The sequence below is a fragment of the Streptomyces sp. NPDC015139 genome (genome assembly GCF_043079785.1).
Lineage (GTDB): Bacteria > Actinomycetota > Actinomycetes > Streptomycetales > Streptomycetaceae > Streptomyces > Streptomyces albidocamelliae.
Genome location: NZ_JBIBUW010000018.1, coordinates 68,339 through 93,014 on the forward strand (window position 1 = coordinate 68,339; position 24,676 = coordinate 93,014).

The 24,676-nt window shown below is 71.9% G+C and carries 22 protein-coding genes and 1 riboswitch; of the genes, 4 read left to right on the forward strand and 18 right to left on the reverse strand.

The genetic code is table 11. The annotated features are described in order from the left end of the window. Nucleotides 1-4: 4 nt before the first annotated feature. From ACF08B_RS34210 to ACF08B_RS34220, 3 genes are all read right to left on the reverse strand, one after another. Complete coding sequence (locus ACF08B_RS34210; RefSeq protein WP_392320944.1) at nt 5-1,099, reverse strand: phosphotransferase family protein; 1,095 nt, start codon at nt 1,097-1,099, stop codon at nt 5-7. An 11-nt stretch (nt 1,100-1,110) separates the two neighbouring features. Next, nucleotides 1,111-2,151 carry a hypothetical protein gene (locus ACF08B_RS34215; protein WP_392320983.1) on the reverse strand — a complete coding sequence of 347 codons (1,041 nt, stop codon included), beginning with the start codon at nt 2,149-2,151 and terminating at the stop codon, nt 1,111-1,113. Between the two features lie 412 nt (nt 2,152-2,563). Then, complete coding sequence (locus tag ACF08B_RS34220) at nt 2,564-3,736, reverse strand: acyl-CoA dehydrogenase family protein (RefSeq protein WP_392320945.1); 1,173 nt, start codon at nt 3,734-3,736, stop codon at nt 2,564-2,566. 328 nt (nt 3,737-4,064) lie between these two features. Between ACF08B_RS34220 and ACF08B_RS34225 the strand changes: the two genes are divergently transcribed. After that, nucleotides 4,065-5,303 carry a glycoside hydrolase family 18 protein gene (locus tag ACF08B_RS34225; protein ID WP_392320946.1) on the forward strand — a complete coding sequence of 413 codons (1,239 nt, stop codon included), beginning with the start codon at nt 4,065-4,067 and terminating at the stop codon, nt 5,301-5,303. Between the two features lie 58 nt (nt 5,304-5,361). Here the strand turns inward: ACF08B_RS34225 and ACF08B_RS34230 are convergent, their stop codons facing one another. The 5 genes from ACF08B_RS34230 to ACF08B_RS34250 all read right to left on the reverse strand — a co-directional run bounded on the left by ACF08B_RS34230 (nt 5,362) and on the right by ACF08B_RS34250 (nt 10,590). After that, nucleotides 5,362-6,021, reverse strand: coding sequence for a TetR/AcrR family transcriptional regulator (locus tag ACF08B_RS34230; protein ID WP_392320947.1), 660 nt, complete (start codon nt 6,019-6,021; stop codon nt 5,362-5,364). A gap of 74 nt (nt 6,022-6,095) precedes the next feature. Next, on the reverse strand, nt 6,096-6,236 hold the full coding sequence (locus ACF08B_RS34235) for an SCO1431 family membrane protein (protein ID WP_107423822.1): 141 nt from the start codon (nt 6,234-6,236) through the stop codon (nt 6,096-6,098). A 107-nt stretch (nt 6,237-6,343) separates the two neighbouring features. Then, a complete protein-coding gene (locus ACF08B_RS34240) occupies nt 6,344-7,711 on the reverse strand; it encodes a peptidase C39 family protein (protein ID WP_392320948.1) in 1,368 nt (455 codons plus the stop codon). A 336-nt stretch (nt 7,712-8,047) separates the two neighbouring features. Further along, nucleotides 8,048-9,589 carry an amino acid permease gene (locus ACF08B_RS34245; RefSeq protein ID WP_392320949.1) on the reverse strand — a complete coding sequence of 514 codons (1,542 nt, stop codon included), beginning with the start codon at nt 9,587-9,589 and terminating at the stop codon, nt 8,048-8,050. Nucleotides 9,590-9,633: 44 nt separating this feature from the next. Next, nucleotides 9,634-10,590, reverse strand: a complete 957-nt coding sequence (locus ACF08B_RS34250) for a hypothetical protein (RefSeq protein ID WP_392320950.1) — start codon at nt 10,588-10,590, stop codon at nt 9,634-9,636. Nucleotides 10,591-10,851: 261 nt separating this feature from the next. On the opposite strand from ACF08B_RS34250, the gene ACF08B_RS34255 reads away from it, so the two are divergent. Next, nucleotides 10,852-11,472 (forward strand): uridine kinase, encoded by a 621-nt coding sequence (locus ACF08B_RS34255; RefSeq protein WP_392320984.1) that lies wholly within the window; start codon nt 10,852-10,854, stop codon nt 11,470-11,472. A 431-nt stretch (nt 11,473-11,903) separates the two neighbouring features. After that, on the forward strand, nt 11,904-13,763 hold the full coding sequence (locus ACF08B_RS34260) for an AAA family ATPase (protein WP_392320951.1): 1,860 nt from the start codon (nt 11,904-11,906) through the stop codon (nt 13,761-13,763). A gap of 72 nt (nt 13,764-13,835) precedes the next feature. Here ACF08B_RS34260 and ACF08B_RS34265 read toward each other — a convergent pair whose 3' ends face one another. The 9 genes from ACF08B_RS34265 to ACF08B_RS34305 all read right to left on the reverse strand — a co-directional run bounded on the left by ACF08B_RS34265 (nt 13,836) and on the right by ACF08B_RS34305 (nt 21,198). After that, complete coding sequence (locus tag ACF08B_RS34265; RefSeq protein WP_392320952.1) at nt 13,836-14,924, reverse strand: hemolysin family protein; 1,089 nt, start codon at nt 14,922-14,924, stop codon at nt 13,836-13,838. Next, nucleotides 14,921-16,255: a hemolysin family protein gene (locus tag ACF08B_RS34270; RefSeq protein ID WP_392320953.1), complete on the reverse strand. Its 1,335-nt coding sequence runs from the start codon at nt 16,253-16,255 to the stop codon at nt 14,921-14,923. Before ACF08B_RS34270 ends, ACF08B_RS34265 begins: the two co-directional genes overlap by 4 nt. Before the next feature lie 203 nt (nt 16,256-16,458). Next, entirely contained in the window at nt 16,459-16,911 is a 453-nt protein-coding gene (locus ACF08B_RS34275; RefSeq protein ID WP_392320954.1) for a PH domain-containing protein, read from the reverse strand. A gap of 13 nt (nt 16,912-16,924) precedes the next feature. Next, on the reverse strand, nt 16,925-17,773 hold the full coding sequence (gene hisG / locus ACF08B_RS34280; protein WP_093479230.1) for an ATP phosphoribosyltransferase: 849 nt from the start codon (nt 17,771-17,773) through the stop codon (nt 16,925-16,927). 55 nt (nt 17,774-17,828) lie between these two features. Next, the gene (locus ACF08B_RS34285) at nt 17,829-18,101 is read right to left on the reverse strand and encodes a phosphoribosyl-ATP diphosphatase (protein ID WP_023552153.1); all 273 of its coding nucleotides are present in this window, start codon (nt 18,099-18,101) and stop codon (nt 17,829-17,831) included. A 33-nt stretch (nt 18,102-18,134) separates the two neighbouring features. Continuing rightward, the gene (ribH, locus tag ACF08B_RS34290) at nt 18,135-18,620 is read right to left on the reverse strand and encodes a 6,7-dimethyl-8-ribityllumazine synthase (protein ID WP_392320955.1); all 486 of its coding nucleotides are present in this window, start codon (nt 18,618-18,620) and stop codon (nt 18,135-18,137) included. 21 nt (nt 18,621-18,641) lie between these two features. Next, nucleotides 18,642-19,955 carry a bifunctional 3,4-dihydroxy-2-butanone-4-phosphate synthase/GTP cyclohydrolase II gene (locus ACF08B_RS34295; RefSeq protein ID WP_392320956.1) on the reverse strand — a complete coding sequence of 438 codons (1,314 nt, stop codon included), beginning with the start codon at nt 19,953-19,955 and terminating at the stop codon, nt 18,642-18,644. Beyond that, entirely contained in the window at nt 19,952-20,593 is a 642-nt protein-coding gene (locus ACF08B_RS34300) for a nicotinamide riboside transporter PnuC (RefSeq protein ID WP_392320957.1), read from the reverse strand. The genes ACF08B_RS34295 and ACF08B_RS34300 overlap by 4 nt, the downstream gene beginning before the upstream one ends. Further along, entirely contained in the window at nt 20,590-21,198 is a 609-nt protein-coding gene (locus ACF08B_RS34305; protein ID WP_392320958.1) for a riboflavin synthase, read from the reverse strand. The genes ACF08B_RS34300 and ACF08B_RS34305 overlap by 4 nt, the downstream gene beginning before the upstream one ends. Nucleotides 21,199-21,359: 161 nt before the next feature. Beyond that, nucleotides 21,360-21,490: riboswitch (FMN riboswitch) on the reverse strand. A gap of 334 nt (nt 21,491-21,824) precedes the next feature. On the opposite strand from ACF08B_RS34305, the gene ACF08B_RS34310 reads away from it, so the two are divergent. Beyond that, the gene (locus ACF08B_RS34310) at nt 21,825-22,577 is read left to right on the forward strand and encodes an SDR family oxidoreductase (protein ID WP_392320959.1); all 753 of its coding nucleotides are present in this window, start codon (nt 21,825-21,827) and stop codon (nt 22,575-22,577) included. Between the two features lie 681 nt (nt 22,578-23,258). On the opposite strand, the gene ACF08B_RS34315 is transcribed toward ACF08B_RS34310, so the two are convergent. Continuing rightward, nucleotides 23,259-24,548 (reverse strand): ROK family transcriptional regulator, encoded by a 1,290-nt coding sequence (locus ACF08B_RS34315; protein WP_392320960.1) that lies wholly within the window; start codon nt 24,546-24,548, stop codon nt 23,259-23,261. Nucleotides 24,549-24,676: the final 128 nt, after the last annotated feature.

A 24,676-nucleotide genomic window follows, 5' to 3' on the forward strand; every position in this document is an offset into this window, starting at 1 on the left:
CGGCTCAGTACCGGTAACTGCCCTGCACCATGGCGCGCAGACTGTCGTGGTGCAGGATCAGTGCGTCCGGGTCCGCCGGGACGTCGACCTCCCCGAAGTACGCCTGCCGGTAGGCGATGCGCAGCATGACGATCGCGTGCCGCAGTGCGGCGTAGAGGGTGTAGAAGTCCATGTCCCGGGGGGTGTGGCCGGTCAGCCGGGCGTAGCGGGCCTCGACGCTGTCGCGGCGCAGGAGGCCGGGCAGCCCCCGTTGCCCGGAGCCGGTCGTCAGATCGTGGAAGAAGCGGTGCAGGTAGATCGTCCAGCCGAGGTCCACCTCGCGCGGGGCGAGCGCCGCCATCTCCCAGTCCAGTACGGCGACGGGGTCGAAACCGTCGTAGACGATGTTGCCGATGCGCGCGTCGCCCCAGTTCAGCACGGCGTCACCGGGATCGCGGGGCCACAGCTGCTCCAGCCGGTCGAAGGCGGCCTCGATGAGGGGTGAGCGGGCCAGGCCGTCGATCACCCACGCGTAGTAGGCGCGTTGGGCGGTCACGTGCCGGCGCAGTGCGTCGCCCTCGCCGGGCAGGGTGAGGAACCGGGCCTCGCCGACGGGCACTTGGTCGTGCAGGCGGGCCAGCAGCCCGATGGTCGCGGCCTCCAGCCGCTCGCGCTCGGCGTCGGTCGCCGTGTACAGCCAACTGCCCTCGTACGTGTACGGCATGACGTCCGGCGGCACGCGTCCCTCGGCCCGCGCCATGACGAAGAACGGTGCTCCGAGCGGGCCCGGATCGTCCTCGAGCCAGAGCGTCCTGGGCACGGGCACGTCCGTGTGCTCGGCCACCAGGCGCAGCGTGCGGTACTGGCGGGCCATGTCGTACTCCGGGAACACCGTGTAGGCCGCCGGGTCCGCGGCGAGGCGCAACGCGCAGGCCCGCACCGGGGTTCGCGGGTGGTCGATGTCGAACAGCAGGGTCTCGCTGGACATGCCGTTGGAGGCCGGGACGGTCACGCCGGTGGCCTCGGCGCCGGGCAGTCGGGTGCCGAGCCAGGCGGTCAGGCGCCGGGCCAGGTCGCCGGGGTCGCGGGTGGTGGTGCGGGGACGTGGTGCGGTGGCCATCTCGTCCTCCTTCAGGGGGCGACCGAGTCGAATCCGGTGAAGCCGCTCGGGTCGTGCCGGCCGAAGGTGCCGTGCTCGAAGATCCCGTATCCGGTCCGCCCGTCGAGCCGGAATCGGGCGGAGTGGTCGGTGACGCCGTAGGCGGCGAGGGGGTCGGGCGACGTCAGGTCGTAGGTACGGCGGTCGGTCCAGCCCCGGCCCCGCCAGGTCCCGTGCTGCCAGTCGCCGGCGGGCGGGTAGCCCGCGCCGATCGCGAGCGGGGAGGAGGTGAGGATCTCCACCTCCAGGGTCCGCGGTTCGCGCGGGTCGCCGAGGTGGACGACGGCGTGCTCGGGGTGGCGGGTGCCCGGGCGGTAGCCGATGTCGGTGTACGGCCAGCCGAGCTGGCGGTCGCGCCGGCCGGGGCGGACGAGGGTGGCGTCGCTGAGGGAGCGGTGGCCGTCGGCGTCCTCCTGGGTGACGACCATCAGGAAGCGGTCCTCGAAGGCGGCCGGGCACCAGATCCAGTGGAAGCCCTCGGCGGGGTGGTCCTCGGCGAGCCGGCCGCCCTCCTCGCCCGGTATCGGGCGCACACCCCAGCTGCGGTCCCGGGTGCCGGTCCAGCCGTCGGCGGAGACGGCGAGCTCCTCGCCGGCCGCCCGGATGACGCCCGCGACCTTCCCGGCCTGGACGAAGCGCCGGCCCTCCAGGGTGAGCCGGTCGCCCCGGCGCTGGAGGTGGTGCGGCTCCCACAGGGCCGGGAAGGCGGCCGTCCAGGTGAGGTCGTAGGCGAGCGGCTCGTCCTCGCAGACCAGGCGCAGGCGGCGCAGCGGCTCCTGGACCTCGATGCGCAGCGGCCCGACGGCGAGGCGCGTCCGGTCCTCGCCGAGGGCGTCCGAGGCGCGGACGGCGTGCAGGACGTCCCCGGTGCGGAGGGTGGCGTAGGCGTCGATCACCCCCAGGTTGGGGTAGACGCCGAGGCCGAGGATGAGCAGGGCGCGGCCCGTGTGGTCGAGGACGTGGAAGATGCAGCGGTCGTAGGCGTTGCGGTCCCCGGTCGCCACGTGCTTCATGGACAGCGGCACCTGGTGCACGGGGTACTCGTCGAGCGGTACGGGTCGGTCGTCGTCGGCCACGGACACCCCCCCTGGAGACAGTCCGCTGACGGTACGTCAGATGACCCGAGACGGCCAGAGGAGGGAGCGGACGTCGGCGGTGAACGCACGCGCGATTCGGCCGGGGGGTAACTCGCGGCGCCCGCGCCACGTTCTTGGGGCATGACCCCCTTGCACACGGTCACCGGGCGTCCGCGCCGCATCTTCGTGCCTCGCCCGGCGGAATCGGTTCCGCCGCCGCCTCCCCCGCAGGACCCACCCATCTACCGCGATCTCCTGCGGGTCTGGGCCGACGGGGGCCGCACCCTGCCGGGCCGCCACGACCCGGAGTGGGTCAGGCTGGCGGCCCCCACGGTCCTGCGGGGTCAGTTCAGCGAGCCTCGGGTCCCGCCACGTGACGGGCGATGACCATCCGCTGGATCTGGTTGGTGCCCTCGACGATCTGCAGCACCTTGGCCTCGCGCATGTAGCGCTCGGCCGGGAAGTCGGCGGTGTAGCCGTAGCCGCCGAGTATCTGCACGGCGTCCGTGGTGACCTTCATGGCCGTGTCGGTGCAGTGCAGCTTGGCCATGGCGGCCTGCTTGGCGAAGGGCCTGCCCGCGTCGCGCAGCCGGGCCGCGGCGAGGTAGAGGGCGCGGCCGGCCTCGATCTGGGTCGCCATGTCGGCGATCATGAAGCGCAGGCCCTGGAAGTCGGCGATGGGCCGGCCGAACTGCCGGCGCTCGGTGGCGTAGGCGACCGCCTCGTCGAGCGCGGCCTGGGCGAGGCCGATGGCGCAGGCCGCGATGCCCAGCCGGCCGGAGTCGAGGGCGGCCAGGGCGATGGCGAAGCCCTGGCCCTCCTCGCCGATGCGCCGGCCGTCGGGGACCCGAACGCCGTCGAGGTGGACCTGGGCGGTCGGTGAGCCCTTCATGCCCATCTTCTTCTCGGGGAGCGCGCCGCTCAGCCCCGGTGCGTCACCGGGCACGAGGAAGGCGGTGATCCCGCGCGGGCCGTCCTCGCCCGTGCGCGCCAGCACCGTGTAGAAGTCGGCGATGCCGCCGTGCGTGATCCAGGCCTTCGTGCCGTCGATCACCCATCCGTCGCCGTCCCGGACGGCCTTCGTGCGCAGGGAGGCCGCGTCCGAGCCCGAGGCGGGCTCGGAGAGGCAGTACGCGCCGAGCAGGCCGCCGCCGAGCATGGCGGGCAGGTGCTCGACCTGCTGCTGCTTGGTGCCGTAGCCGGCGAGCGCGTGGCAGGCGAGGGTGTGCACGCTGACGCCGAGACCGACGGTGAGGCGGGCCGAGGCCAGCTCCTCCAGGACCTGGAGGTACACCTCGTAGGGCTGGTCGCCGCCGCCGTACTCCGAGTCGTACGGCAGGCCGAGCAGGCCGGAATCGGAGAGCAGGGTGAAGACCTCGCGCGGGAAGCGTCCCGCGTCCTCCTCCTCGGCCGCCTTCGGCGCGATCTCGCGCTGGGCGATCTCCCGGACGAGTGCGAGCAGATCCCTCGACTCCTCCGTCGGCAGTTGACGCTCCACCGGCTGCGGGTCGCGGTCGGACATGGCGTCGGTCTCCTCCCTGTTCGGGCACCAGCGGTAGGCCCGTGGGTGGGGGCGGCTCCGCCTGATCGTTCGGGTTGCCGAAGGCGCCCGCCTCCGGGTCTCGGAAGCTGCTGACCAGCGGCTGCGCTGTGAGTATGCCCGATCGGCGTGCTCGCGTCACCAGTTAACGACCGCTTACTTCGGAGTTCCGGCGGCGAATTTCCGACAGCCCCGGATTGGTCCGAACCATTGACCTAGTGGTCTAGTCCTCCTACTGTGCATGACCAACGCTTTACCGCGTTCATGCCAATCGGCGCGCGTCCCCCTCCCCCCACGAGGAGACACACCGATGCACACTCCCCACCGTCCCCGCGCCCGGTTCCGGGCGCTCGTCGCCGCCGCGTGTGCCACCGTCCTCGGCGCCGGGCTGCTCGCCGGCGCGGGTACCGCGACCGCGGCCGCCCCGGCGGCGCCCCGGGCGAAGGCCGGCTCCAAGGTCGTCGGCTACTTCACCGAATGGGGCACCTACGACCGCAAGTACTACGTCAAGAACATCGAGACCTCGGGCTCCGCGGCCCGGCTGACGCACATCAACTACGCGTTCGGCAACGTCACCGGCGGCAAGTGCGCGCTCGGCGACTCCTACGCGGCGACCGACCGCGCCTACACCGCCGCCGAGTCCGTCGACGGCGTCGCCGACACCTGGGACCAGCCGCTGCGCGGCAACTTCAACCAGCTGCTCAAGCTGAAGAAGAAGCACCCCTGGCTGAAGGTCCTGTGGTCCTTCGGCGGCTGGACCTGGTCCAGCGGCTTCGGGGAGGCCGCGAAGAACCCGGCCGCCTTCGCCCAGTCCTGCTACGACCTGGTCAAGAACTCCAAGTGGGCGGGTGTCTTCGACGGCATCGACATCGACTGGGAGTACCCGAACGCCTGCGGGAACACCTGCGACACCAGCGGACGGGAGGCCTTCAAGAACGTGATGGCCGCGCTGCGGTCGAAGTTCGGCTCCGGCAGTCCGGTCACCGCCGCGATCACGGCCGACGCCACCGGCGGCGGCAAGATCGACGCGGCGAACTACGCGGGCGCCGCGCGTTACGTCGACTGGTACAACCCGATGACGTACGACTACTTCGGCGCCTGGGACGCCACCGGCCCGACCGCCCCGCACTCTCCGCTGAACTCGTACGCGGGCATCCCCAAGGCGAACTTCCACACCTCCGCGACCATCTCCAAGCTCAGGGGGCTCGGCATCCCGGCCGCCAAGCTGCTGCTCGGCATCGGCTTCTACGGGCGCGGCTGGACCGGGGTCAGCCAGACGGCCCCCGGCGGTACCGCGACCGGACCGGCGGCGGGCACGTACGAACAGGGCATCGACGACTACAAGGTGCTCAGGACGAAGTGCCCCGCGACCGGCACGGTGGGCGGCACGGCCTACGCCAAGTGCGGCAGCAACTGGTGGAGCTACGACACCCCGGCGACCATCGGCACCAAGATGGCGTACAAGGACCAGCAGGGCCTCGGCGGCACCTTCTTCTGGGAGCTGAGCGGCGACACCGCGGGCGGTGAGCTGATCAGGGCCATCCACTGACCCGGCCCACGGGGGGCGAGGGAGCGGAGGACCACGAGCCTCCGCTCCCTCGTGCGCGTCAGACGTCCCGGCGGGCCGCCGACGGGGCCGGGTGGGCCGGGTCGAGCTCCTCGATGGCGCGCAGGGCTCCCCCGAGCGTCTTCACCAGCAGCTCGCGCATGGCGTCGCGGGACAGTTCGGGCCGCGCGATCCAGTCGAGGGTGGCGCCCTCCACACTGCACACCCAGGCGAGCAGGCCCATCCGGGCCAGCGGGGCGATGTCGGTGCGGCCGTACGCCCCCTCGGCGATGGTGGCGACGATCGCCTCGCGCACCCCGTTCCGGACGGCGTGCACCTCGGCGTCGAAGCCGACGCCCCCGCTGACGATGGTGCGGTAGGCGGCCTGATGGTGCTCGGCGTAGCGCAGATAGCTGTCGACCGTGCGCTGGACCCGGTCCTTGGCGGGCAGCTCGGTGCCGCTCGCCGCGAAGGAGACGAGGTCGGCCACGGAGTCCTGGATGATGGCCAGGTAGTAGCCGCGCTTGGACCGGAAGTAGTAGTAGATCAGCCCCTTGGCGACATGCGCCTGGCGGGCTATGTCGTCCATGGAGAGCGCGTCGTAGGACGTATCCGCGAACAACTTCCGTCCGATGGCGATGAGTTCGGCACGGCGCGCCGTGGATCGCTCGGTGCCGCCCACCCGGGGACGGGCGGCGGCACGCTGCTGAGGCATATTCACTTTCGACCCTGGTCCGGTAGGTCGGTGGGACAGCCGCAGTATGTCAGAACATGCCGGCCGGGTGAGGGGCCGGGTCAGAGCAGCCCGAGCCGGGTCACGAGCATCGCGACCACCACGACGAGGACCCAGCCCATGACGTGCTCGAGGATCTTCGGGCCGTCCTCCTGGGGGCCGCCGGTGCGGACGCGGGTGGCGGTGGCGGGGTGTGCGGTCATGGCTTCTCACAGAGGTCGGACGTACGGAGTGGAGTCCCCCCACCCATTTGTCCACCTTGCCACCCGCGACGGCGTTCGCGGCGGAGACGTTGCTCACACGGGCCGGGTCAGCGCACTCCCACCGCGGCGAGCGCCTTGCGCTGGCGGGGGCTCGGGTGCGCGGGGAAGTAGAGGTAGCAGACCCCGCCCGTGCCCGAGGACACACCGCCGGAGGCGTTGTACCGCTTGGTGCGCAGCCAGATGTTCTCGAACTCCTGGCGCAGGTAGACCCGCCGTACCGCGTCGTCGCCCGGCGAGGCCGGGTCGTTGGCGATCACGTCGCCGTCCGCGGTGAAGCCGATGACCGTCATCAGGTGCCCGGAGGTGCCGTAGCCCGCGCCGGTCAGCTCGGTCTTGAGGAAGGACTGGGACGTTATGGCCGGGATGCCGGCGGCGACCAGGGTCTCCAGGTCGGTCAGCGAGGCGAGCCGGGTGACCACGCCCTGCAGACCGTGGAAGGTGGCCGCGTAGGCGGCGTTGAAGGGCCAGTTGCCGCAGCCCTCGTACTGGTGGTCGTAGGTGAAGCGGGCCGCGTGGTCGACCTGCGGGTCGGCGTAGGACGGGTCCACCCAGGACAGCTGCTCGGGTGTGAGCCGGCCGCCCCAGTACTCGATGATCATCTGTGAGGAGGTGGGGCTGCACCAGGCCTCGCCGCCGTTGTCGTACTGCGGGTACTGCCCCTTGTGGATCTCCTGCGAGTAGCGCGGTACGGCCAGCTCCTGGGCGAGGCCCGGCGTGGAGGCCGGGACCGTGAAACGGTCGGGGATGTCGGAGCCCATGGCCCCGAGCCGCCACACCGTGGGCGTCAGACGCGTGCCGGGCCTGCGGTAGAGGGTGAGCCGCAGCCGGTACGCCGTCAGCCGCAGACCGGTGCTCGCGTCGTCGATGGAGAAGGTGTCCGTCCAGATGGTGCTCCTGCCGTCCGTCTGGTCGTCCACGGAGGTCCGCTTGATGTCCTGGTCGCCGGCCGCCCACCGGCCCATCACGTACCAGGGGGTGTCGGTGCCGTCCGAGTACGTGCCCCGCAGCTCGACCTGGATCCAGGTGCCGTCCGGGGTGTGGGCGTTCCAGGAGGCGACGACCTCGGTGGCCGGGACGGTGAGCCGGTGCACGCCCGAGGTCCAGGTGGCGTACTCCCAGGTGGCGGTGGTGCCGGTGTGCGGGTCGGTGTAGTCGCTGCGGCCGACGGGGACGGCGATCACGACGCCCGGGCGGGCGCCCGGGACGGCCCGGGTGCCCTCGGATACGCCGGAACGCCACTCGTGGTGGGTGGTCCAGGCGTGGTAGTCGATCGGGCGGGCCGGCGTCGGGCCCGAGGCCCGGGTCCGGGCGGCGGTCGGCTGTGCGCTGGCGGTGGTGGCCGTCGCGCCGGTCACCGCGGCGGCGACGGCGACGGCCAGGACGGTTCTGCGGGACGGCTGTTCGGCTCTGCTCATGGGCGCTTTGACCCCCAGGGGTGCGAGTCGGGGCTGGTCCGGTGCACGGTGTGTGCGCCAACTATGGATCAGGCGGCATGCCCCTGCCAGCACTTCCGCACATGCGGCGCGATGAATATTGGTCTGCGCCACTGAAAGGGCTTTCTCGGGGGTGGGGTCGATCTTCCACGACGGTGGCGGAGGGCCTGGGGGGAGATTCCCGCCAGGTGCATGAAGGCCCCGGCGCGTGCGGGTTGCCGCGCGCCGGGGCCGGGGTGATCGAGGGGTCGGGACGACCGGGCCGAGCCGAGACGGCGGGGGAGTCGTGGGGGTCGGCCGCCGGATCAGGGGGGCAGGTCAGACCAGGTCCATGGCGGCCACCTCGTCCGGGCGGCCGTAGCTGACCGGGCCCTGGAAGCGGCGGCGGGCCTTGGCGAACCACCACACCGTGGCCACGAGCAGGACGGCGGCGAGGGCGATCGGCGCGTAGTTGAAGGAGTCGACGGTGATCGGCGACGCCTGCGGCAGCATGAACAGCACGCTGCTCAGCAGGATCCAGATCACCGCGAGCCAGCCGATCGGCCGGCCCCAGCGGCCCAGGTGCCAGGGCCCGGGCCGGAACGCGTCGCCCAGCCTGAGCCGCAGGAAGATCGGCACGGCGTAGGCGAGGAACAGGCCGACCACGTTGACGCTGACGATCGCGGTGAACGCCGTGTGCGACCACCAGCCGGGCACCACCAGGACCAGCGAGCAGCCCACCGCGAGCCACACCGCCTTCACCGGCGTACGGGTGCGCAGCGAGACCGAGTGCCACCAGCGGGAGCCCGGCATGGCGCCGTCCCGCGAGAAGGCGAAGATCTGCCGGGTGTTGCTGGTGAGGTTGGCCAGACCGCAGAAGAGCATCGCGCCGATGACGATGAGGAGCAGAACCTTGGCGGCACCCAGACCGAGCCCGTCGATGAGGATCTGGACGGGCGGCGTACCCGAACCGGCCACCTTGGCGTAGTCACCGATGCTGTAGACCAGTGCGAGCATCAGGATCAGTCCGGTGATCGCCGAATAGCCGATGGCCCGGGTGATCCCCTTCGGGGCGTTGACCGTCGCGCCGACCGTTTCCTCGGACATGTGGAAGCTGCCGTCGAACCCGGTGAAGGTCCAGCTGGTGACCAGCAGGCCGAGCATGCCGCCGTAAAGCCCGTTCGTGAAGCCGGTGTTGTTCTCGAAATGCGTCACGAAGGACGCCGACTGATGCTGATCGGGCATCACTACGAGTGCGCCCACGATCACGACGAGTCCGATCAGCAGCCACCACACGGAAATCCGGTTCAGTACGGCGACGAGCTGGACGGTGTAGGTGTTGGCGAGCCCCTGGAGCACGATGACCAGGGCCGTGATCAGCACCGTCTGGTGCACGGTCGGCTGATAGGAGGGCCACTGCAGCTGCACGAACGCCTGGATGAAGGTGGCCGCCGCATAGCCGGTGGCGGCGGTGCCGCCGATCTGGCCCACGAAGTTCAGCCAGCCGGTGAACCACGACCAGGCGCCCTTGTGCCGCTTGGCGAGTTTACCGGCCGAGAAATACAGCGCCCCGCTCGTCGGATAGGCGGAGGCGACTTCCGCCATGGCCGCGCCGATGAGCAGCACCATGACGGACACGCCTATCCAGCCGAACACGAGAATGCGGGGGCCGCCCGCATTCATACCGAATCCGAAGGACGAGAAAATACCCGAGAGGATATTGATGATGGTGAAGGAGATCGCGAAATTGTCGAACGCCTTGAAGCGCCGCGTGAGTTTCCGCGGATAACCCATCGCGTGCAGGGTCGCGTCGTCGTCGAGCACGACCGGGGCGTCGCCCGCGCGGGCCTCGGTCCGCGGCGTCGATGTCCGTTCCGACACAGATCGGCCTTTCTCTCCGGGGGAAGGTGGGGGGACGTGCGGGGTCAGGCCGGTCCGGGCACGGGCAGTCCGCAGGTGCGCCGGGCCCGGGAAAGCTGCTCGACGGGGTCGCCGAAGGCACTCCAGGGCATGCGCGAGGCGTACGGACCCATCGCCGCGAACACGGCCCGGGCCTCGAACTCGCGCTGGGCCATGACCAGCGCGTGCGCGAGGTAGGCCAGGTCGAGCACCGGGGTGAAGCGGTAACCGGCGACCGCCGGCAGCCAGTTGTGGTAGATCGCGAGCGCGGTGGAGCGCCACTGGGGCTGTTCCCAGACCCGGTCGGCGAGCAGCTGGGTCGGGTTGTAGCTCTCCACCAGGGCCACCAGGGGCAGCAGCCGGAGGACGGAGTCGGCGGGCGCCCGCTGGCTGAGGAAGGCGGCGACGTCCCAGGCGGCGTTGACCGAACCGCCGTGCCGCGTGAAGAAACAGGACAGAAAGCGGTGGTGGGCCTCGCGGTGCCAGGGGTCCAGGGAGAGGACGTGCGCGAACAGCCGCCAGGGGCCGGGCGGCGCGGTGAGCAGCCCCTGCGGGGCCGGGTCGCGCAGCCGGTGCAGCCGGGCCATGGCCAGCTTGGCGACCCAGGGGGTGGGATCCCGGGGAGCCGCGGCGGCGGCCCGGTCGCAGGCCGTCAGCGCGATCCGCTCCAGGGCCTGCGCACGGTCGTCCCGCTGGTCGGCGGCCCGCAGGGCGCGCTGCACCGCGACCCGGGCCCACAGGAGCGCCGCCTCGGGCGACGGCTCCTCGTCCAGCCAGCGCTCGACCAGGTCGGTGCCGGCCGCCTCGGAGGCCAGGACGAGTGAGCGGTGGGCACGCAGGGCGAAGTCGGAACGCGTCTCGGCGAGCGCCTCGTGCGCGTGCCGATATCGTCCGGCGCGCACATCGACGCAAACGCTTGCCAGGACACGGTCGTCGGCCGCCGGGTGCCACACATACTGCCCTTCGAATAACTCCGCGGCCATCTCCACCCGTCCGTCCCCGTTCGACGCGTCGCAGTTGCGCAGAAGGCACCTTACTCAGCGGCGGGCGCACCCGGAACGCCGAATTCGACATATCGGTCAGGGGATTCGGATTGTTTATCGGGAACATTGACTGGCCGCCAGCCGATGGTTCAAATTGCGACGTCCTTTGGCCCGATCCCGTGGGTGGTCCGGGCGTCGCGGGCGCCGTCACTACACTGTTTCCGTAAAACCCCCACACGGCACCACACCTCGGGAATCACCATTCACGACCTCGCCGCCCGGCTGCGCGGGCTTCCCCCCTCCCTGGGGCCGGTCCGGCTGATCGGCGTCGACGGGCACGCCGGCTCCGGGAAGTCGACCTTCGCCGGCCGGCTGGCGGCCGCGCTCGGCGGGGCACCGGTGCTCCGCCTCGACGACATCGCGAGCCACGATCAGCTCTTCGCGTGGACCGACCGGCTCATGACCCAGGTGATCCACCCGCTCGCCCGCGGTGAGAGCGCGTCCTGCACCCCGTACGACTGGCGCACCCGCACGTTCGGCGCGCCGCGGCCGCTGCCGGCGGCGCCCGTGGTGCTGATCGAGGGCGTCGGGGCCGGCCGGCGGGCACTGCGGCCGTATCTGGCGCGGCTGCTGTGGATGGAGCTGCCGCCGGAGGAGTCCTGGGCGCGGGGCCGCTCGCGCGACGGGGCGGAGCAGCGGGAGTTCTGGGACGGGTGGATCCGGGCGGAGCAGGCGCACTTCGCCACCGACCCCTCACGCCCCCATGCCGATCTGCTGGTACTGCAGATAGCGGAGGGGTACGAGGTACTTCCGGGGCCCGGATCGTCGCCCGGACCGGACCACATCGCTACCCAGAGTGAGGGACCACCGGCGATGTGGTGAAGGTGTGAAAACGCCCGTGGCCCAACTTCTCCGAGTGCCTCAACTTCGCTTGACCCACAGCCCGTACAGGACTTACGTTCTGAATGTGCGGCCATTCGGAGCCGCCCCTCAGACGCGAAGCCCCCGGTTGTTCCCCCGTGATCGGGGGCTTCGTTCTGTCCGCGGCCGGATTTCCGGGCGCCGCGCGCACCGATCCGTTCACCCTCGGTCACCGAATCGTGTGCGCCCCGTCTGCTCCCACCTCCCCCGACGGCCTGTGCGGCACCCTTCGGAACGCGGTCTCCCCGCGGGTACGATGCCCTCGGTGCGACCTTCGAGCTGCTGCCTCGAGCACCTGCAACTCCGGTCCGCGGCACGGCGGTTCGACGGCGGCGGCCGTCGGATGCCTGCCCGGTGGTGAACCACGGGGACACGGTCTGTGGGGGGACGGGATGGACTTCGGCACGCAGGGCCCCGAGGCCCCGGCCGATCTTGCCTGGCTGCGGGGTGTGGACGCCTACACGGTGGGTGCCTACCCGCAGGCCGAGGAGGAGTTCCGCACCGCGGTGCGGATGGATCCGGGCATGGCGGACGCCTGGCTCGGGCTGCACGCACTGCGCGTCGACACGACGACCGCGCTGCTGCGGATGTTCCGGCACCGCGAGCGCTTCGGGGAACAGCGGGCCCGGCACCGCAGGACCCTCAACTCCTGGTACTGGCTGGGCTGGTGGGTGCAGCCGGTGCTGGAGAGCCCGCGGGACCTGCTGCTCGCGCACGCCTCGCACTGGCTGGACGGCCGGCATGTGCCGGAGCTGGACCGGGCCCTCGCCGGGCTGCCCCCGGTCGACACCGACCCGCAGGTCCGCTTCCTGCACGCCTGTCGTGCCTATCTGGTCAAGGACTGGGAGCAGCTGGTCCGGCACACCGATCCGCTGCTGGACGAAACCCTGCTCGGCATCGAGGCCGGCCTGTTCGGCGGCATGGCCCGGGTCCGGCTGGAGATGTACGGACAGGCCGAGCCGCTGCTCGCCGCTGCGCTGATGCGCTGCCGCAGCGAGCAGCCGCAGCGCAAGGAGCTGCGGTACTGGCTGGCGCGCGCCCACGAGGGGACCGGCCGCTCGGCCGCCGCCCTCCCGCTGTACCGCGCGGTGCACCGGGTCGACCCGGCCTTCATGGACACCTCGGCCCGGCTCGCCGCGATCGCCGAGGGCGACGGGTACGACGACGCCGATCTCGCCGCGATCACCCTGACCGGTGCCGGGCAGGACACCGCGGACGGGCCCGACCTCTTCGATCCGGTGTTCGGCATGGAGGGCCGTGATCTGCGGCTGCCCGAGCCCGACCTGCCGACCGGGCCCCTGCCGTCGGTGACCGATCCGGTGGTGCGGGTGAAGACCGGGGTGAGCTCCTCGGCGATCCCCGCCGGGCCGACCGATCCGGCGCTGCTGGAGGAGGCCCTCGCCGAGCTGGAGCGGATGGTGGGGCTGGAACCGGTCAAGCGCCAGGTCAAGGCGTTGTCCGCGCAGCTGAACATGGCCCGGCTGCGGGCCGGGCAGGGGCTGCCGGTGCAGCCGCCGAAGCGGCACTTCGTCTTCTCCGGGCCGTCCGGCACCGGCAAGACCACGGTCGCGCGCATCCTCGGACGGGTGTTCTACGCCCTCGGCCTGCTCGGCGGGGACCACCTGGTGGAGGCCCAGCGGGCCGACCTGGTCGGCGAGTACCTCGGACAGACGGCCGTGAAGGCCAACGAGCTCATCGACTCCGCGATCGGCGGGGTGCTGTTCGTGGACGAGGCGTACTCCCTGTCCAACTCCGGGTACGGCAAGGGGGACGCGTACGGCGACGAGGCCCTGCAGGTGCTGCTGAAGCGGGCCGAGGACAACCGCGACCATCTGGTGGTGATCCTGGCCGGGTATCCGGAGGGCATGGACCGGCTGCTGGCGGCGAACCCGGGGCTGTCCTCCCGCTTCACGACCCGGGTGGACTTCCCCTCCTACCGGCCGCAGGAGCTCACCGACATCGGCAAGGTGCTGGCGGCCGACAACGGTGACCGGTGGGACGGGGAGGCGCAGGAGGAGCTGCGGTCGATCGCCGGGCACGTGGTCGATCAGGGGTGGATCGACGAGCTGGGCAACGGGCGGTTCCTGCGGACCCTGTACGAGAAGAGCTGTGCGTACCGGGATCTGCGGCTGTCGACCTGCGTCGGCTCACTGTCCCGGGACGACCTGGCGACCCTGCGGCTGCCGGACCTGATGCAGGCGTACGGCGAGGTGCTGTCGGGGCGGGGCCCGCAGGATCCGCCGGCCATGTAGCCGACGGCGTCCCGGTTCCCCGCCCGTGCCGGGCCCGCGCGCGGTCGCGCGGATCCCCGGACACCGCCCGGGCTAGCCGGCGAGCGCTCCCTCCGGCTCCCCGCTGCTCCTGGGCTCGGTCAGCCTGACGTCGGGCACCTCACGGTGCGCCGGGTCCCGTACCTCGCCGACCAGCAGCTCCAGTACGTCCTCCAGGGCGACCAGACCGAGGACCCGGCCGGTGGGGTCGGCCACCTGGGCCAGGTGGGTGGCCGCCCGGCGCATCACCGTGAGCGCGTCGTCCAGCGGCAGCTCGGCGCGCAGGGTGGTCATGGGGCGCCAGACGTGCTGGGGTACGGCGCGTTCGGAGTCCTCCAGGTCGAGGACGTCCTTGACGTGGACGTATCCCATGAAGGGCCCCTTCTCCCCCGCCGCGACCGGGAAGCGTGAGTAGCCCGTACGGGCGGTCAGCTCCACGATCTCGCCCGGGGTGACCGAGGGGGCCACCGTGACCAGGGACTCCCGGCGCAGCAGGACGTCCGTCACCGGGCGGGAACCCAGCTCCAGGGCGTCCTCCAGCCGCTCCTGCTCCTCGGGGGCGAGGAGGCCCGCCTGACCGGAGTCCTCCAGCAGGCGGTTCAGCTGTTCGGTGGTGACGACAGCCTCCACCTCGTCCTTCGGCTCGACGCGGAAGAGACGCAGGATGCCCTGGGCGCAGGCGCCGAGGGACACGGTGATCGGCTTGCAGAGGCGGGCGAAGTAGACCAGGCCGGGGCCGAGCCAGAGTGCCGCCTTCTCGGGGGCCGCCATCGCGAGGTTCTTCGGCACCATCTCGCCGATGACCAGGTGGAAGAAGACCACGGCGGCCAGGGCGATGACGTAGCCGAGGGGGTGGACCACACCGTCCGGCAGATGGATCGCCTCGAACATCGGTTCCAGCAGGTGGGCCACCGTCGGTTCGGCGACCGCGCCGAGCGTGAGGGAGCAGACGGTGATGCCGAACTGCGCGGCGGCCATCATCTGCGGCAGCCGCTCCAGGCCGACCAGCACCTGGCGGGCCCGGACGGTGCCGAGCGGTTCGATCTGGCTGCGGCGCACGGAGACCAGCGCGAACTCGGCGCCGACGAAGAATCCGTTGGCGAGTACCAGCAGCGCGGCGAAGAGCAGTTGGAGGACGCTCATCGGACGGCCTCCATGACGTTCACCGCGGGGACCGTCCGGACCAGGCGGACCCGTTCGGCGCGGTAGTGGCCGACCTGCCGGACCGAGAGCCGCCAGCCGGGCAGTTCGGCCCGGTCGCCGGGGGCCGGGATGCGGCCGAGCAGGTCGGCGACCAGTCCGGCGACGGTCTCGTACGGCCCCTCGGGCACGTCGAGGCCTATGCGCTGGAGGATGTCGACACGGCAGCTGCCGTCCGCGTCCCAGGCGGGCCTGCCGTCCTCGGGCGGGGCCGGGGCCAGCTCGGGCATGTCCTTGGCGTCGTGCTCGTCGCGGACCTCGCCGACGAGTTCCTCGACGATGTCCTCCAGGGTGACCACACCGGCCGTGCCGCCGTACTCGTCGACGACGACCGCGATGGGCTGCTCGCTGCGCAGGCGGGCAAGGAGGGGCTGGACGGGCAGGGTCTCGGGCACGAGGAGGGCCTTGCGCATGATGCGGCCGACCGGCGTGCGCAGCCGGTCGTGCACGGGGACCGCCAGCGCGTCCTTGAGGTGGGCCATCCCGACGATTTCGTCGATCTTCTCCCGGTAGACGGGGAAGCGGGACAGCCCGGTGGCCCGGGTGAGGTTGACCACGTCCTCGGCGGTGGCCGAGTCCTGCAGGGCGCTGACCTTCACCCGGGGGGTCATGACGTGCTGCGCGGTCAGCTCGCCGAGGGACAGGGTGCGGACGAAGAGATCGGCCGTGTCCTGTTCCAGGGCGCCGGCCTGCGCGGAGTGCCGGGCGAGGGACACCAGTTCGCCCGGGGTGCGGGCGGAGGCCAGTTCGTCGGCCGGCTCGACGCCGAGTGCGCGGACCAGCCGGTTGGCCACCGTGTTGAGTGCGGCGATCACCGGCCGGAACAGGCGGGAGAAGTGGTGCTGGGGGCCGGCGACGAAGCGCGCGACCTGCAGCGGCTTCGACACCGCCCAGTTCTTGGGTACGAGTTCGCCGATCACCATCTGGATGGCGGAGGCCAGCAGCATCCCGACGACCACGGCGACGCCGGAGACGGCGCCCTCGGGGATGCCGAGCGCGGCGAACGGGCTGTGCAGCAGCCCGGCCAGGGCCGGTTCGGCGAGCATGCCGACGACCAGGGAGGTGATGGTGATGCCGAGCTGGGTGCCGGAGAGCTGGAAGGAGAGCTCCTTCAGCGACTCCACGACCGTAAGGGCGCGGCGGTCGCCTTCGGCGGCGGCCCGCTCGGCGTCCGGCCGCTCGACCGTGACGAGGCCGAACTCGGCGGCCACGAAGAAGCCGTTGGCGAGGATCAGCACGAGGGCCGCTCCGAGGAGCAGCAAAGAGATGGTCACGCTGCCACCGCCTTCCCGGTATGTCGGGTAGGGGCGGCGCAGGTACTACAGGACGATCCGTCCATCGCCGGAGGGAGTCACTCCTCGGGTAGCAGGAACCCCCGGGCGCCGGGTGGCGCGCAGGGGCGGAGGCGCAGCGAAACGCCTCCAGTCACCAGATTAATCAAGACACGGGCCAGTGGGGCAGGGCGGACGGCCCCGAGTCAGCCCTGATCTTGTGCGCGGCGGGCCGCGGAGCGGGTCTCGACGAGCTCCCGCAGGACGCGCGCGTCGGCGATGGCCCGCTGCCTGGCGAGGCCGGGCTGGATGCCGAGCGCGGGCAGGCTGGTGCCGTCGCTGAGGTTGAGGAACACCCAGGGATCCCCCGGACGGAGGTTCACCTGGACGATCTCCGCCCAGTCCAGGCGGCGCCTGCTCGCGATGTTGACCACGGTGACGCCGGACTCGTCGGCGACGACCCGCACCCGGGCGATCTGGGCCAGCGCCCAGAAGCTGAGGGCCCCGGTGAGGACGAAGGTGAGCCGCTCCCCCGGGCCGAGCTCGAGCAGCAGCGCGACCCCGGAGATCACCAGGAAGATCACGGCACCGGCGGTGAGCAGGATGGCCCGGGTGTGGCCCGGCCGGAAGGTGACGGGAAGGGTGGGAACGTCGGACATCTCTGGCGTACCCCTAGAGGCGGCAGGCGTGGATGGCCGTGGTCAGGATGGCGCGGGCGCCGATGGAGTAGAGGTCGTCCATGATCCGCTGCGCCTCCTTGGCGGGGACCATGGCGCGGACCGCGACCCAGCCCTCGTTGTGCAGCGGGGACACGGTCGGGGACTCCAGGCCGGGCGTGAGCGCGACGGCCTTCTCCAGCTGCTCGACCCGGCAGTCGTAGTCCATCATCACGTAGGTCCGCGCGACCAGGACGCCCTGGAGGCGGCGCAGGAACTGCTGGACCTTCGCCTCCTCGGAGTCGGCGCCGGTGCGGCGGACGACGATCGCCTCGGACTTCATGATCGGCTCGCCGAAGACCTCCAGGCCGGCGTTGCGCAGGCTGGTGCCGGTCTCGACGACGTCCGCGATGACCTCGGCGACGCCCAGCTCGATGGCGGTCTCGACGGCGCCGTCCAGGTGGACGACGGAGGCGTCGACGCCGCGGTCGGCGAGGTGTCCCGCGACGATCCCCTCGTAGGAGGTGGCGACCGTCCTGCCCTTGAGGTCCTCGATGCCGTTCGCGGTGCCCGGCTTGGCGGCGAAGCGGAAGGTCGAGCGGGCGAAGCCGAGCGGAAGAATCTCCTCGGCGTCGGCGCCGGAGTCGATCAGCAGGTCACGGCCGGTGATGCCGATGTCGAGCTTGCCGGAGGAGACGTAGATCGCGATGTCGCGGGGGCGGAGGTAGAAGAACTCGACCTCGTTCTCCGGGTCGACGATGCGCAGTTCCTTGGACTCGCGGCGCTGCTGGTAGCCGGCCTCATGCAGCATCTCCGCCGCAGGGCCGGACAGTGAACCCTTGTTGGGGACGGCGATGCGCAGCATGAGGTCGGCTTCCTTTGCGTGAAGGGGTTTCTTGCGGCTGGTGCGGAGGGCGCGCTTACAGGTGGGCGTAGACGTCGTCCAGGGAGATCCCGCGGGCGACCATCATCACCTGGACGTGGTACAGCAGCTGCGAGATCTCCTCGGCAGCCGCCTCCTTGCCCTCGTACTCGGCGGCCATCCAGACCTCGGCGGCCTCTTCGACGACCTTCTTGCCGATGGCATGGACGCCCTTCCCGACCAGTTCGGCGGTGCGGGAGGTGGCGGGGTCGCCGTGGGCGGCCTTCTGCTGGAGCTCGGTGAAGAGCTCCTCGAACGTCTTCTTGGACATGGTGGTCCCACCCTACGCGGTTCGGGCGACTCCCTAGTGCCAGGGTTCGGATACTGAGCGCAGCGTGGCCGCGGTCGCCACCGCCGCCGTCACCGCCTCGTGGCCCTTGTCCTCGTTGGAGCCCTCGATACCGGCCCGGTCCAGGGCCTGTTCCTCGGTGTCGCAGGTGAGCACGCCGAAGCCGACGGGGACGCCGGTCTCGATGGACACCTGGGTGAGGCCCTGGGTGACGCCCTGGCACACGTAGTCGAAGTGGGGGGTGCCGCCCCGGATGACGACGCCGAGGGCGACCACCGCGTCGTAGCCGCGGCCCGCGAGGACCTTGGCGGCGACCGGCAGCTCGAAGCTGCCGGGGACGCGGATCAGCGTCGGCTCGTCGATGCCGAGTTCGTGCAGGGCGCGCAGGGCGCCGTTCACCAGACCGTCCATCACCTTCACGTGCCACTGTGCCGCGATGACGGCGACCCTGAGGTCGCTCGCGTTGCGTACGGACAGCTCCGGTGCACCCTTGCCGCTCACGTCTCTCCTAAGTGCTTTCGCTTACTGGTTGCCGCAGGTGGCCGCGGGCGCGGCCGCGGGGGCCGACACGGCGGGCGTGTCCAGCCAGGGCAGGTCGTGTCCCATCCGGTCCCGCTTGGTGCGCAGGTAGCGCATGTTGTGCTCGCCGGCCTGGACCGGCATCGGCTCGCGGCCGGTGACCCGCAGACCGTGGCGCAGCAGCGCGTCGGTCTTGTCGGGGTTGTTGGTCATGAGCCGGACGCTGCGGACGCCGAGGTCGGCGAGGATCTGCGCGCTTGCGCCGTAGTCGCGGGCGTCGGCGGGCAGGCCCAGTTCCAGGTTGGCGTCGAGGGTGTCACGGCCCCGTTCCTGGAGCTCGTAGGCCCGCAGCTTGGACAGCAGTCCGATGCCGCGTCCCTCGTGCCCGCGCAGGTAGACGACGACGCCGCGGCCCTCCTCCTGGATGCGGGCCAGGGAGGTGTCCAGCTGGGGGCCGCAGTCGCAGCGCAGGGAGCCGAAGACGTCTCCGGTGAGGCATTCGGAGTGGACGCGGACCAGGACGTCCTCGCCCGCGCCGATCTCGCCGTGCACGAGGGCGACGTGCTCGACGCCGTCGAGGGTGGACCGGTAGCCGTAGGCGGTGAAGGTGCCGTGCGCGGTGGGCAGCCGGGTCGCGGCCTCACGGCGGACGGTGGGCTCGCTGCCGCGGCGGTAGGCGATCAGGTCCTCGATGGAGATGATCGTCAGGCCGTGCTTGCGGGCGAACGGGATCAGCTCGGGCAGGCGCAGCATGCGGCCGTCCTCGCCGGCGATCTCCACGATGGCGCCGGCCGGGCGCAGGCCCGCGAGCCGGGCGAGGTCGACGGCGGCCTCGGTGTGGCCGTCGCGGACGAGGACGCCGCCGGGCCGGGCGCGCAGCGGGAAGATGTGGCCGGGGCGCACGAAGTCGGTGTGTTCGGCGGTGCCGTTCGCGAGCAGCTGGAGCGTCGTGGCGCGGTCGGCGGCCGAGATGCCGGTGGTCACGCCGTGCGCGGCGGAGGCGTCGACGGAGACGGTGAACGCCGTCTTCATCGACTCGGTGTTGTCCTCGACCATCTGCGGCAGCCGCAGCCGGTCCAGCTCCTCACCCTCCATGGGGGCGCAGATCAGGCCACGACACTCGCTCATCATGAAGGCGACGATCTCGGGGGTCGCCTTCTCGGCGGCGATGACGAGGTCGCCCTCGTTCTCGCGGTCCTCGTCGTCGACGACCACGACGGGGCGGCCGGCCGCGATGTCCGCGATGGCCTGCTCCACGGGGTCGAGTTGGAAGTTCTCAATGTCGTCCGTGCGGTACAGGATCGGTGCCGAGGTCATGCCGGCGCTCCTTCCAGGACGGGCTGCGGGCTCCTGCGGGAGCGCAGCCACCAGTCGCGCATGCCCCACAGGACGAGTGCGCCGTAGATGACGTAGACGAAGCCGGAGAACGCGTAGCCGTTGGCGAAGTTGAGGGGTACGCCCACGAGGTCGACGAGCAGCCAGGCGAACCAGAACTCGACCATGCCCTTGGCCTGGGCGTACATGGCGACGACGGTGCCGACGAAGATGTAGGCGTCCGGCCAGGGGTCCCAGGACAGGGACGGGTAGGCCGTGAAGAGCAGGGCCACCGCGACGGTGCCGACGGCCGCCGCGCCGAGCATCGCGGCCCGCTCACGCCAGGTGGCGAACCGGGGGACGATGTGGCCGTCCACGGCCCGGTCCTTGTTGCGCTGCCACTGCCACCAGCCGTACAGCGCGACCGCCATGACGACGACCTGCTTGCCGGCGCTGCCGGTCAGGTGGCCGTAGAAGGCCGCGAACAGGACGAGTCCGGACAGGAACTGCACGGGCCAGGTCCACAGCGAGCGGCGCCAGCCGAGGGCGAGGGTGATGAGGCCGAGGATGTTGCCGACCATGTCCGACCAGATGATGTGCTGGCCGAAGAGGGTGAAGGCCTCGGAGTTCAGCCAGTTCACTTGGTGGCTCCCTGCACGCGGTCGCCGAGGAGGCGCTCGACGTACTTGGCGACGACGTCGACCTCGAGGTTGACGGGGTCACCGGGCTGCTTGTGGCCGAGGGTGGTCAGGGCGAGGGTGGTCGGGATGAGGCTGACCGTGAAGTGGTCGGCGCCGGCGTCGACCACGGTGAGGCTGATGCCGTCGACCGTGATGGAACCCTTCTCGACGACGTAGCGCGTGAGGTCCGCGGGGAGCGAGACCTTCACGATCTCCCAGTTCTCGGACGGGGTGCGGGCGAGGATCTGCCCGGTGCCGTCCACGTGGCCCTGCACGATGTGCCCGCCGAGGCGCGCGCCGACGGCCATGGGGCGTTCGAGGTTGACCCGGGAGCCGACGGTGAGCGCGCCCAGGCTGGAGCGCTTGAGCGTCTCGGCCATGACGTCGGCGGTGAACTCGTCGCCCTCGTGTTCCACGACGGTGAGACAGACCCCGTTCACGGCGATGGAGTCGCCGTGCTGCGCGCCCTCGGTCACGACGGGGCCGCGGAGCCGGAAACGGGAGGCGTCGCCGAGGTTCTCGACGGCTGTGATCTCACCCAGTTCTTCGACGATTCCGGTGAACACTTCCCGGGTCCTCCTGCCTCATGGGGGCACGGACTCCGGGGCCTGTCGAAGACGACAGAATCAACGGGTGAACACACATCGGGGGCGACGCCGAAAAGGACACGTCCGCACACGGACGAGTCCAGATACGGCGGCGCGCACACATGACGCATGCCCGCCCGCCGCGCACTGCCTCCCATCCGGACTTTAACCGTCGGTCCAGGAATTTCACCTGGTCAACCGGCCGCTGGAAGCGGTCGGGTCGCGGACTGTAACCGCCGGTTCGGACTTTCACCGACCCCGGAGTGCGCTGCTTCTGGTACACGGCCAGTGTGCCACGCCGGACGCTCCCTCAGACAGGGGGCGGGTGTGGGTTCGCTCACAGTACGTGTCACCGGCCTTGCTCCGTGCAGCGCCGCCGGTCAACTTCCGTGTCGAGGTGCCGCGTTGACCTTGGCTCGAACCCATTGACCACACTGGTCTAGTCCTTTTAGGGTGCGGGCGGGCCCGGCGGCGGTGACGACGGCCCTTGCCCGCCGCCGGGTCGTGTCACGGTGCCATGTCACGTTTACGGGGCCGTCCCACGTCTCACTCCCGAAGGGTGCCCCGGAGGGGTGCCGCGGTGTCCTGAGGGGACGGAGAACAGCATGACCACCATCCTGGTGACCGGCGGAACCGGAACGCTCGGCCGGGTCGTCACGGACGAGCTGCGGGCGGGCGGGCACGAGGTGCGGGTACTCAGCCGGCACGCGCAGCCGTACGCCGTCGATCTGCGCGAGGGCGGCCAGGGGCTGGACGCGGCCCTGGCGGGCGTGGAGACCGTCGTGCACTGCGCGAGCAGCCCCAGGGGCGGGGACGAGACGGCGGCCGCGCACCTGATCGAGGCGGCACGGCGGGCCTCGGTGGGGCACCTCCTCTACATCTCCATCGTCGGCGTCGACCGGGTGCCGTTCGGCTACTACCGGAGCAAGCTCGCGGTGGAGCGGCAGATCGAGGAATCGGGGCTGGGCTGGACGGTGCTGCGCACGACGCAGTTCCACGACCTGGTGGTCACCGTTCTGCGGGGGCTGGCCAAGTCGCCGGTCCTGGTGCTCCCCGCGGGGGTGCGGGACCAGCCCGTCGAGGTGACGGAAGTGGCCGGTCGCCTGGCGGAGTTGGCGCTCGCCGCACCGGCCGGACGGGTGCCCGACATGGGCGGTCCGGAGGTGCGCTCGTTCGACTCGCTGGCCCGGTCCTACCTGCGGGCCACCGGCCGGCGCCGTCCGATCGTGCGACTCCCGCTCTTCGGCAGGGCCTACGGCGCCTTCCGCGCGGGCGGCCACCTGGCACCGGACCACGCGGTGGGCAAGCTGACCTTCGAACAGCACCTGGCGCACCGCTACGGAACCGGCCGGGGCTGAGCCACAGCCTTCGCGACCCCGGCCGGTACGCGGCTACCTCGAGGAGAAGTTGGCGCACCGCTACGGAACCGGCCGGGGCCGAACCAGAGCCTCCGCGACCCCGGCCGGTACGCGGCTACCTCGAGGAGAAGTTGGCGCACCGCTACGGAACCGGCCGGGGCCGAACCAGAGCCTCCGCGCCCCCGGCCGGTACGCGGCTACCTCGAGGAGAAGTTGGCGCACCGCTACGGAACCGGGCGGGCCCGGGCTGGAGGCTCCGCCGTCCGGTCGGGCGGCGACATGGAGGGGGCTCGGGTGCCGCCTGGGAAGCGGGCGGGCCAGAGCCGCACGCATCGCGATCCGGCCGGGCGGCCACGTGCGAGGGGCTTGGGCACCGCCTGGGAAGCGGGCGGGCCCGAGCCGCACGCATCGCGATCCGGCCGGGCGGCGACGTGGAGAGGGGCTTGGGCAGCGCCCGGGAAGCGGGCGGTGCCCGAAGCCGCATGCATCATGATTCGGCCGGGACGCGACGTCGAGAAGGAGTCGGCGCGCCCCTTCGGAAGCGGGCGAGCCTGAACCCGGTGCGCCGCGACAGGCCGGGACGCGGCGTCGAGGACTACCTGGCGCACCGCTTCGGAAAGGTGCGGACCCGAGCCGGAGACACCGCCGGCCGGCCGGGTACGGCGTCTGCCGGACGCGGCCCTAGTGGCGCTCCGGCGGGGCGAAGAGCTCGTCCTGGGCGCGCTCGCGGGCGGTCAGCAGGGCCCCGCGCAGTACGGCGGTGCCGCCGAGGCTGCTGGCCCGCACCTCGGTGGCCAGCGGGGACATGCGCCGCAGCCGCTCCTGCACGAGCCGCGCGAGCACCGCTCCCCCGGCCTGCCCCACCTCCCCGCCGAGCACCACGCAGCCGGGGTCCAGGACGGCCACGACGGAGGCGACCCCCACGGCGATCCGATCGGCGAGAACGCCCAGAAAGCGGGCGGCGAGGTCCGCCTCCAGGGGGGCGGGACCGATCGGGGCGCGCCGCCCGCGCCCGGCGTCCGGCGATCCTGTATTCACCGGCTCCGTACCGGCCCCGCCGGGCCGCTCGGTGGTCGTCTCCGACGCTCGGCGGACGATCGCCGCCGCGCCCGGGCCGTCCGGTGTGGCGGGGGCCGGCAGGCCCAGGCGGACCGCCAGCGCGCCGACCGCCGCCGCGCCCGTCAGCGAGTGGAAGCCGCCGTCGCAGTCGGTCGCCGACGGGAGGGACGTCGTGCCCGGGACCGGCAGGAAGCCGATCTCGCCCGTGCCGCCCGACGCGCCCCGGCGCAGGATGCCGTCCAGGACGACCGCGGCGCCGACACCGTGACCCAGCCAGAGCAGGACGAACGTGTCCCGGTCCCGGGCGGCGCCCTCACGCTGTTCGGCCAGGGCGGCCAGGTTGGTCTCGTTCTCCACGGTGACCCGGGCGCCGGGCAGCCGCTCCTGGAGGGCCGCGGCCAGGTTCCGGTGCCAGGCGGGCAGCCCGGCGGAGTCGCGGAGGTCGCCGGTGGCCGGGTCGATGAGGCCGGGCGCGCCGATGCCGACGGTGTGCAGCCGGTCGGCCCCGGCCTCCTTGGCCGTCCGCTCCACCGCGGCCACCGCCTGCTCCACGGCGGGACCGGTCCCCGCGTCGCCGCCGATCGGCACGGACGCCTCGGCGAGGACCCGCCCGACCAGGTCGGAGACGAGCACGAGGACGCCCTCGGTGCGGACGTCGAGGGCGGCGAGGTGGGCCCGGCCGGCGACGATGCCGTAGAGGCGGGCGTTCGGGCCCCGGCGCTGCTCGCCGGACTCGCCGACCACCGTGATCAGCCCCGAGGCCGTGAGCCGTTCGACGAGGTCCGCGACCGTCGGCCGGGACAGCCCCGTCAGCTGCTTCAACTGCCCGGCGGTCAGCGGGCCTTCCTGCTGCAGCAGCCGGAGGGCGACCCGGTCGTTGATGGCCCGGGCGGTGCTCGGTGATGCGGGCATGACGGGAATCCTCCCAGATCGCTGCGACCGGGCCGCCCGTCGGTCCCACGGGCCGCGCCCGGGCCCGCGGGACGTGAAACGACCTATCTATCAGGCAGGGTCCCTGATAGTTTACGGCGCGTGCCGCA